This is a genomic window from Methylobacterium sp. R2-1 (assembly GCF_014191355.1).
GTDB lineage: Bacteria > Pseudomonadota > Alphaproteobacteria > Rhizobiales > Beijerinckiaceae > Methylobacterium.
Genome location: NZ_JACHWM010000036.1, coordinates 1 through 8621, shown reverse-complemented (window position 1 = coordinate 8621; position 8621 = coordinate 1). Strand labels below are relative to the sequence as shown.

7 protein-coding genes and 2 pseudogenes are annotated in these 8621 nt (G+C 67.7%); 6 read left to right on the top strand and 3 right to left on the bottom strand.

The window, feature by feature from the left end; genetic code table 11:
• Positions 1-138: 138 nt before the first annotated feature.
• Positions 139-378, top strand: a pseudogene (locus FHU13_RS27110) (transposase); the annotation flags it as partial.
• Between the two features lie 311 nt (positions 379-689).
• Here FHU13_RS27110 and FHU13_RS27105 read toward each other — a convergent pair.
• The gene (locus tag FHU13_RS27105) at positions 690-1415 is read right to left on the bottom strand and encodes an SDR family oxidoreductase (RefSeq protein WP_183438925.1); all 726 of its coding nucleotides are present in this window, start codon (positions 1413-1415) and stop codon (positions 690-692) included.
• 149 nt (positions 1416-1564) lie between these two features.
• On the opposite strand from FHU13_RS27105, the gene FHU13_RS27100 reads away from it, so the two are divergent.
• The 4 genes from FHU13_RS27100 (at position 1565) to FHU13_RS27085 (ending at position 6386) form a co-directional block, all read left to right on the top strand.
• Positions 1565-2461 (top strand): AraC family transcriptional regulator, encoded by an 897-nt coding sequence (locus FHU13_RS27100; RefSeq protein WP_183438924.1) that lies wholly within the window; start codon positions 1565-1567, stop codon positions 2459-2461.
• Positions 2462-2941: 480 nt separating this feature from the next.
• Positions 2942-3157: a type II toxin-antitoxin system ParD family antitoxin gene (locus FHU13_RS27095; RefSeq protein WP_246714920.1), complete on the top strand. Its 216-nt coding sequence runs from the start codon at positions 2942-2944 to the stop codon at positions 3155-3157.
• Positions 3150-4316 (top strand): acyl-CoA dehydrogenase family protein, encoded by a 1167-nt coding sequence (locus FHU13_RS27090; RefSeq protein WP_246714919.1) that lies wholly within the window; start codon positions 3150-3152, stop codon positions 4314-4316. The genes FHU13_RS27095 and FHU13_RS27090 overlap by 8 nt, the downstream gene beginning before the upstream one ends.
• 3 nt (positions 4317-4319) lie before the next feature.
• Complete coding sequence (locus tag FHU13_RS27085) at positions 4320-6386, top strand: ATP-binding protein (RefSeq protein ID WP_183438922.1); 2067 nt, start codon at positions 4320-4322, stop codon at positions 6384-6386.
• Positions 6387-6444: 58 nt separating this feature from the next.
• Here the strand turns inward: FHU13_RS27085 and gntA are convergent, their stop codons facing one another.
• Positions 6445-7158: a guanitoxin biosynthesis heme-dependent pre-guanitoxin N-hydroxylase GntA gene (gene gntA / locus FHU13_RS27080; RefSeq protein WP_183438921.1), complete on the bottom strand. Its 714-nt coding sequence runs from the start codon at positions 7156-7158 to the stop codon at positions 6445-6447.
• A gap of 481 nt (positions 7159-7639) precedes the next feature.
• Here gntA and FHU13_RS27075 point away from each other — a divergent pair, with 481 nt between their 5' ends.
• A complete protein-coding gene (locus FHU13_RS27075; protein ID WP_312889662.1) occupies positions 7640-7861 on the top strand; it encodes a DUF2934 domain-containing protein in 222 nt (73 codons plus the stop codon).
• A gap of 243 nt (positions 7862-8104) precedes the next feature.
• On the opposite strand, the pseudogene FHU13_RS27070 reads toward FHU13_RS27075, so the two are convergent.
• Positions 8105-8545: pseudogene (locus FHU13_RS27070) on the bottom strand (TonB-dependent receptor); the annotation flags it as partial.
• Positions 8546-8621 lie beyond the last annotated feature (76 nt).

Sequence of the window (8621 nt, the reverse complement as noted above, 5' to 3'; positions counted from 1 at the left end):
CGGTCGGGCCAAGCTCGATCTGCTCGAAGCGCGGCTGATCGGCGTTGGGTGACGCCGACTGCATCAAGAGTGCGCCAGACCCCCTTTTGGACGCCAATCCTGGGTCCCTATTGGACGCCGATTGACACAGCGTGACGCCGTTCTCGTATCGAGGCTGCCGGGGCGAGACTGCTCTACCTCCCGCCCTACAGCCCGGACTTCAATCCCATCGAGCAGATCTTCGCCAAGTTGAAGGCTCTGCTCCGAACCGCGGCGCTCCGCACTGTCCCAGACCTGTGGCACACCATCCGCCAAGCCTTCGCTCGCTTCACGGCCAACGAGTGCCGCAACTGCATCGCTGCCGCCGGCTACGATACCGACTTGGCCGTTGCTACCTGAACAAGCTCGGCTCTAGTGCGCCGATCGGCGTCCAAAACGCACTCTGAGTCACATCGTGGGCATCATGACCGTGCTCGGCACCCTGGCCTGAAGGACTGGGCGTCTGCTGGCCCACTTCCGTCCCGGGTATGAATGTCAGGCCGCGTACTTCCGGCGATAGGCGTCAATGAAATCCGGGTCCGTGCAGATGCATGGAGGCGCACGCTCACCCCGAAAACAAGGATCGATGGCTCTGCCCCCGTTGCAGACTTCCGGGCAAACCTCGCCATCGCCCGGAAGCGGCCTTGGATGCGGTCTTTGGGCCGCGAAAACTACATGCCGGCGGCCGTCGGCCGAACGATGACCTCGTTGACGTCCACGCCCTCGGGCTGCTCCAGGGCGTAGCGAATGGCACGCGCGATGGCATCGGGGGTCAACGACTTCTGCCTCCAGATCTTCAGGGCATCCGCAACCTGCGGATCGGTGATGTCGCTGCCAAGCTCGGTATCGACGACGCCGGGCGAAATGACGGTGGCCCTGATGTCGTCGTGCTCCTGTCTCAGCCCTTCGGTGATGGCCCAGACGGCGTATTTCGTCGCGCAGTAGACCGCGCCCGTGGGCACGACCATGTGCGCCGCGATAGAGGCGACGTTCACAACGTGTCCTGACCGCTGCGCGACGAAGCGCGGCAGCACGGCGGCGATGCCGTTCAGGACACCATGGATGTTGACGTCGACCATCCTCCTCCACTCCTCGCGCTTGAGGGCGGCCAGGGGGGAGAGGGGCATCACGCCCGCGTTGTTCACGAGGGCGTCTATGCGCCCGAACCGGGCCTCGGCCGTTGCCGCAAAGGCTTCGAAGTCGGCGCCATCGGTCACGTCGAGCGCGCTCCAGGCGACATGATCGCCCAATTCCGAGGCCAGTGCCTTCAGTCTGTCGGTCCGGCGTGCGCCGATGAAGAGCCGCGCGCCGACCTGTGCGAGCTCGCGGACGGTGGCCTCACCGATGCCGCTCGAAGCACCGGTGATGAGAATGGTCTTGTCGCTGACGCCGGCCATGAGGAAGCTTTCCCGTTGCGGATGACGGGACCGACCATGGGGCGGCTGAGGCTGGGACCGTTAGAACGATCATCCGAAGGCTTTGCACGATCCTCCGGAACCCGACGAACCCACTTGCGGCTCACGCCCATCTCGCCACAACAGGTCCCATGGACAGAATCCAGGAGCTCGCCGGGCTGATCCTGCGACATGGGCCTGCCGAGGGCATGGCGGGCACCATGATGCCTCGGCTGTCGCTGATCCGGGCTAACGGACCGACCATGCCGGTGCCCTCGGTCTACGAGGCATCGCTTTGCCTGATCGCCCAGGGATCGAAGCGCGTCTCCCTCGCTACCCGGACCGTGACGTATGATGCAGCGCGCTACCTGCTGGTGTCGGTCGACCTGCCATTGGTCGGGCATATCACCGAGGCCAGCCCGAGCGAGCCCTATCTCTGCTGCAAGATCGACCTCGACCTCTCGGCGCTCGCCGACCTGATCATCGCCGAGGGCGGCCCGTCGTGCACGGCCAACCTGCCGGTGCTCGCCGTCTATCCGAGCGACCCGGACCTGGTGGATGCCGCCTGTCGCCTCGTGAGGCTGCTGGACCAACCAGCGAGTATCCGCACGCTCGCCCCCCTGATCGAGCGCGAGATCCTGTACCGGCTACTGACCGGCCCACATGGCCCCGGGCTGCGCCAGATGGCCGAGGCGAACAGCCGTCTCGGCCAGGTAACCCGCGCAATCGCCAAGATACGTAGTCAGTTCAACAAGCAACTTCGGATCGACGACATAGCCGCGACCGCGGGCATGAGTGCATCGTCACTCCATGAGCACTTCAAGGCGGTCACGTGCATGACACCCTTGGAGTACCAGAAGCAGGTTCGCCTGCAGGAGGCGCGGAAACTGATGCTGGCAAATGGGATGAGCGCCGGCGAAGCCGGCTTCGCCGTCGGCTACGAGAGCCAATCCCAGTTCAGCCGGGAGTATCGTCGTCTGTTCGGGGCCCCGCCTCGGCGAGATGTCGAGCGTCTGCACGGCTCAAAGAGCTTCGCGGGGGCTGTCTAAGAACCGACGGCTTCGAGGGACGATGTCGCGCCGGGTGGCTGGTTTCGGGGCGTCACGGGGCGGCTTCTCCCATTGGCCCGAGGCCGACACTTGGCACCCACTCGCCAGGTCCGCAGGGGCTGGGGATCGGTCGTTCGCCATTCGCCCCAGAGTGGATGTCCGTCACGCGGCGGCAGCGACGACCTGATAGGACGCGCAAAGCGGAACAGTGAGTAGGATTGGCGTTCTCCCGCCACGTGGGCCGGGCGCCAGGTGCCCGTTCCGGACCGCGGCGTTCTCGGCGTGGCCGGTGATGACCAGCACCTTGAGATCAGGGCGGCTCGGCGGGTGACTTCGGTCGCCTCACGTTCAGCGTGGTCACCCCGGGCGTGCCGCGCCGGGGCCTCGGTCCGGAGCGGCTTGCTGACGGGGTCATCGAACAGAACCGCTCATCGCAGTGTCACATTTTGACATCGCGCCGGTTCGATGCCATCGAACCTGATGGCTAAGCCATCCAAGTCGCTCAACGTCTCGCTCACGCCCGAACTCTCGGAGTTCATCGCCGTGCGGGTCGCCTCGGGTCGCTACCAAAGCGCCAGCGAAGTGGTCCGGGCCGGCCTTTGGCTGCTGGAGCGCGACGAGGCCGATTGGCTCGACCGCGACGCGACATCGCCTAAGCGCGACAGCGCGCCGGCTGTTGGAGCCTCACATGGTTGAGATGCAGCCGGTCCCGGCCACGGCGCGCATCGTCGCGCTCGCGAGCGACATCGCGGCCCGCGTCGCGGCGCCCATGGCGACGCGGACTGATCAGGAAGCGCGCTGGCCCGCCGAGAGCCTGCGGGCGCTGGGCGAGGCCGGGCTGCTCGGCCTCCACGTGCCGCGACGCCTCGGCGGCCTCGGCGAGGGGCTCTCCGCGCTTGCGCAGGTGACCGAGGTCCTCGGTCAGGCGTGCAGCTCGACGGCCATGTGCTTCGGGATGCACTGCGTCGCCACCGCCGTGGTCGCGTCCAAGGCGACGCCCTTTCAGGAAGGGCGCTACTTACGCCCCATCGCCGCCGGCCGCCACGTCACTTCACTGGCTCTGAGCGAGCCCGGCACCGGGGCGCACTTCTTCCTTCCCCGCGCGACCTTCCGCCGAGAGGCGGACAGGTTCGCCATCGACGGCGCGAAAAGCTTCGTCACGAGCGGGGCCCATGCCGATTCCTACGTGGTCTCGGCCGTCGCCCCGGGGGCCGAGCTCGACCCGGGCACCTTCACCTGCCTCCTCGTCGACGAGGGCTCGCCTGGGCTGGAGTGGGCGAAGCCCTGGACCGGCGTCGGTATGCGCGGAAACTCCTCGCGCGCCGCGACGCTCAAGGACGTTCGCGTGCCGGCAGGCAACCTGCTCGGTAGCGAAGGCGACCAGATCTGGTTCGTGTTCGAGGTGGTGGCTCCCTACTTCCTCGTGGCCATGGCCGGCACCTACCTCGGCGTGGCGCAGGCCGCCTTCGACCTTGCCGTCGCCCATCTCAAGGGTCACCGCTACGAGCACACCTCGGAACGGCTGGCCGAGAACGCCGCCCTGATCGAGCGGGTCGCCGAGATGTGGACGGCGGTCGAGCGCTCGCGCCGGCTCCTGCAGCATGCGGCCAGGCTCGGCGACGAAGGCTCGCCAGAGGCGCCGAAGGCGCTGTTCGCCGCGAAGGTGGAGGTGGCCGACACCGCCGTTGCCGTGACCAACACGGCGATGACCCTGCTCGGCGGACGCGGCTACCAGGAAGGCGGGCAGCTCGCGCGCCTAATGCGGGACGCGCAGGCATCCCACATCATGTCGCCGACGACGCATCTCCTGAAGCGCTGGCTCGGGCGCTCCGTGCTCGGCCTTCCCCTGCTCTGATCCATGAGTCCCACAAAGGTACTGGTACTCACCGGAGCGGCGCCGGACGAGTGGACCCGCACGCACTTCGACGCGGCCGAGTGGGCGGACGTGGCGGTATCCTTCGCCTCGCCCCGAGAGGCCGAGACGGCGGGCGACGCGGAGATCCTCATCGTCACACCCACGGTCGCCGACCCGCTGGCCAGGGCGCGGTCATTCCGGCGCGTGCAGCCCTCAGGCCAAGTCCTGTTCGTTGCCCATCCCGAGCGCCTGGAGCGGATGAAGGGGCTGCTGCCCTACTCGCCCGAGATCTCGGAAGCCTGGGTCGTGAACGCTGAGCTCTCCGATCCGGAACTCCGGCGCCTCGTGGTCGATGCCGGGGCGGAGGTGGCGGGCCGACGCGCGATCAAGGGGCTCTACGGCCGGATCAACGCGCGCTTCGCCCCGCAGCGCGATGGGCAAGATGCAGCCTCGACCCAGCACGACCGCAACCTGGCCCTCGCGGAGCGCTACCTTTCCGCCATCCTGGCCAACGCGCCGGATGCCCTGCTCGCCATCGCGCTCGACGGTTCGGTTGTCAGCTGGAATGAGGCCGCGACGCGGCTCCTCGGCCGGACCTGGGACGAGGCCGCCGGCATCACCTTCCCCGATCTCTTCGACCCTGAGGACCGCCCCGGCGCCCTGGACGTGCTGAACCGGGCAGGGATGGGCGAGAGCGTGCGCGCCGTCGAGCTGAGGGTCTCGGCGGCAGATGGTCAATGCCTCACGCTTGAAGTCGCGGCTGGGCCCGTGCTCGGCGGCGGCGGCGCCATCGAGGGCGTGTCGCTGATCGCGCGGGACGTGAGCGGCCGCAAACGCGACGAGGCTTCGCTCCGCCAACTCAACGAGGAGCTGGAGAGCCGGGTCGCGCGCGCCGTCGCCGAGCGCGAGCAGACGGCGGCGGCCCTGCGTCAAGCCCAAAAGATGGAGGCGGTGGGCCAACTCACGGGCGGTGTTGCGCACGACTTCAACAATTTGCTGACCGTCATCAAGAGCAGCATCGAGCTCCTGCGCAACCCGAACCTCGTCGAGGACCGCAAGGCCCGTTACTTGGGCGCGATTTCCGACACCGTCGACCGTGCGGCGAAGCTGACGGGACAGCTCCTGGCCTTCGCGCGGCGCCAACCGCTCAAGCCCGAGGTGTTCGACGTCGCCGAGCGGGTGACGACGGTGACGGAAATGCTGCGCACCATCGTCGGTGCGCGCGTGGCGGTCTCGACCGAGATCGGCTGCGCCACCTGCTTCGCCCTCGCGGACGTGAGCCAGTTCGAGACCGCGCTGGTCAACATGGCGGTCAACGCGCGCGACGCCATGCAAGGCGAGGGCGCCCTCACCGTCTCGGTTCGCGAGATCCACGAGATCCCGGCCATCCGCGGCCACGGCAGGGCGAAAGGCGACTTCATCGTGGTCTCGATCCGCGACACCGGCGCCGGCATCCCCAGCGACAAGCTCGGACAGATCTTCGAGCCGTTCTACACCACGAAGGAGGTCGGGAAGGGCACCGGCTTGGGCTTGAGCCAGGTGTTCGGGTTCGCCAAGCAGTCGGGCGGCGACGTCGACGTCGAGAGCGCGGTCGGGCTCGGCACCACCTTCACCCTCTACCTGCCCCGGATCGAGGCGCCGCTGAACCCGTCCGAGACCTCCGGCATCCGCCACGAGGATACGGCCGCGGCGGACCACGGACGGCGGGTGCTCCTCGTCGAGGACAACGTCGAGGTCGGCAAGTTCGCGGTGCAGGTTCTGGAGGACCTCGGGCACCGGATCACCTGGGCGACGAATGCCGCGGAGGCTCTATCCGTCCTTGCCGAGGGAAGCGACGCGTTCGACGTGGTGTTCTCCGACGTCGTGATGCCGGGCATGAACGGGATCGAACTCGGGCGTGCGGTCCGCGAGCGCTTCCCCGCTCTGCCCGTCGTGCTCACCAGCGGCTACAGCCACGTGCTGGCCCAGGAGGGACGGCACGGCTTCGAGCTGGTGCAGAAGCCCTATGCGGCGGGCGACCTGTCGCGCGTGCTCAACCGCGTGGCCCGGCGCATGAGCCACGCGCAGTGATGGACGCAGAGGCCGTTGCCGTGACCATCGCGAGGCCGCGCAACATGGCGGGGAAAGGCTAACGGGAACCGGAGCGATGCAGGGCCGAGCCGCCTGCCTTGCGGGGGCGGAACGGGCATCGCCATCCCTCGTCCACGACTCGGCCGCTGTACTGGCGCGCCTCGGACGCCTCGCCGTGGCGCGCCAGCATCGGGTTCATCGAGCCGGTGAGCGCCTCGTCCCGCTGCAGGATGGACGAGCGCAGCTTCTCGTAGCGCCCGGCCTCGCGCAGCTGCTCGAACTGAGCGTGCAGGTTGAACACCAGGGCCGGCGAGGAGAACCGGCGCGCCGGCCGGCTCGCGTTCGGGTGCAGGCCGACGACGAAGAACGCCTCCCCGGCGAAGCTTAGCGAAAAGTGCGGGCTGTCCGGCTCCTGCGCGACGCGCCCGTCCCACGGGTGCCCGAGCCAGGCGTCCTTGTCGGCGAGCGACTGCACCCGCTCCCAGAGGTGCCGCTCGAAGCCCTCCTCGTCCAGGTCGCCCGGCCCCTCGAACAGCACGGCGAAGCTCTGGAACAGGTCGGGCCGCTGGCGGTAGCGCGCCGCGAACGCCATCAACGCCGGGTAGATGCGCATGTCGTCCCAGGCCGAGGTGATGTCGCGGGCGACCAGCACCCGCATCTGGCCCTTGGTCAGGGCGGACTTCGCGCCCACGCAGGGGAAGCTCGCGTCGCGGATGAAGGCGCGGAATGCCTCGGCCCGCGGATGCTCGCGGTCGTCTCTCGGAAGCTGCATGGCAAGTCGGTACGTCGGCTTGAACTGAGCCGCCCCCCTACGAAGGCGCGGGACTCCTGCAACGGGCTACCCTGGGCGCCGTTCCCCACCACGGTCCCGCCGCGCCGGTCATCCACAGGCATTGCGTGCCTCCGACCCGCCATCGAGAAGCGCGCTCAGTGTCCGCGCGGCGTCGGGAGCCAGGGCCGCAAGGTAGCGATGCCGGCGGTGAACCGGGCGCTGGCGATGGCGCCGAGCGTCTCGGCCGGGTCGGAGGCGGCCCTAGCCTCCGCCTCGCCGGCACCCCGACCGGCAGTGTTAGGAAAACGGTCGTTTTCTGGACATAGCGCAGCGCAGGTTTTAGTCGTGAGTTGTTATCGTGGAAACACAGGAGCAACGCCTCAGGGTGATGCTCATCACTGCTGCGTTTATGAGTCGTATGCTAGGGATCGCCGCTCTGATCTAAGCCGGTCCCATGTGTCCCACTGCCGACACCGGCTGAATGGGTCTGGCCGCAGTTTGCAGGTTTCTTGTCCCAATGCCGCAGGCCGAGCCGCCAATCACGCCAGCTGAGATCCGGCAGCGAGCCTATGAGCTGTGGGAACGCAATCACCAGCCGGAAGGCTTCGAGGTCGAGTTCTGGCTCCTAGCTGAGCGAGAGCTGCGCGCCGAACGGCGAGCGAAACAGCCCCAGCAGGCAACGCCCGACAACTTTGTATCATGAGCCACGCAGCCGCGCTTCAGATGCCGCAGGGAAATCTGAACGTATTAATGCCGCGCTGATCCCCGACAAGGCTGGACCACGGGTCGAAAGCAGGCATGGCTCACAACTGCAGCGCTCATAACTCGGATTAGAAGCACGGTCCGCAGATAAAAGGACCATGCAGGCTGCGAGCACGCCGGCTGTACGTGCCACGAATAAGGCCCTTAGCCCGCCTCTACTTTTCTAGCAGAGGCGGGCGATACATCAGAACCGCGCTGTGAGGAACAGGCGGACGTTGCGGCCGGGTAGCAGGATCTCGTCCTTCTTGAACGAGGCTGAGTTGCGGATGTCGTCGTCGAGCAGGTTGCGGCCCTGCAAGCCCAGCGTCACCTCGGCGGCGCCGTAGAGTGCCAGGGTGTAGGCGAGTTCCGCCCTCAGGTCGTTCCAGCCCGGCGTCGTCGTCTCGAACGGGGCGATCTCAGTGTGGTCGAAGGCGTGGAGCAGGTTGATGCGCGCGAACCAGCCATTGGCCGCGACGAAGGCGCCGCCGCCGAGCCGGTGCGGCGGGATGCGCGGGACGTAGGAGCCATCGTCGAACTGGGCGCGGACGAAATCGTACTGCGCCTCCAGGCCCGCCCAGCCGTCGCCCACGGGCAGGAGGTTGAGCTGCGCGGCGATCTCGGCGCCGTAAAACGTATGGCCCGCCCCGTCCGCAAGTGGCTCGGATCCGCTGGTCTGTGCAGTCTGCATAAACGTATCCGGCCTTCCGACAGCGCCGTTG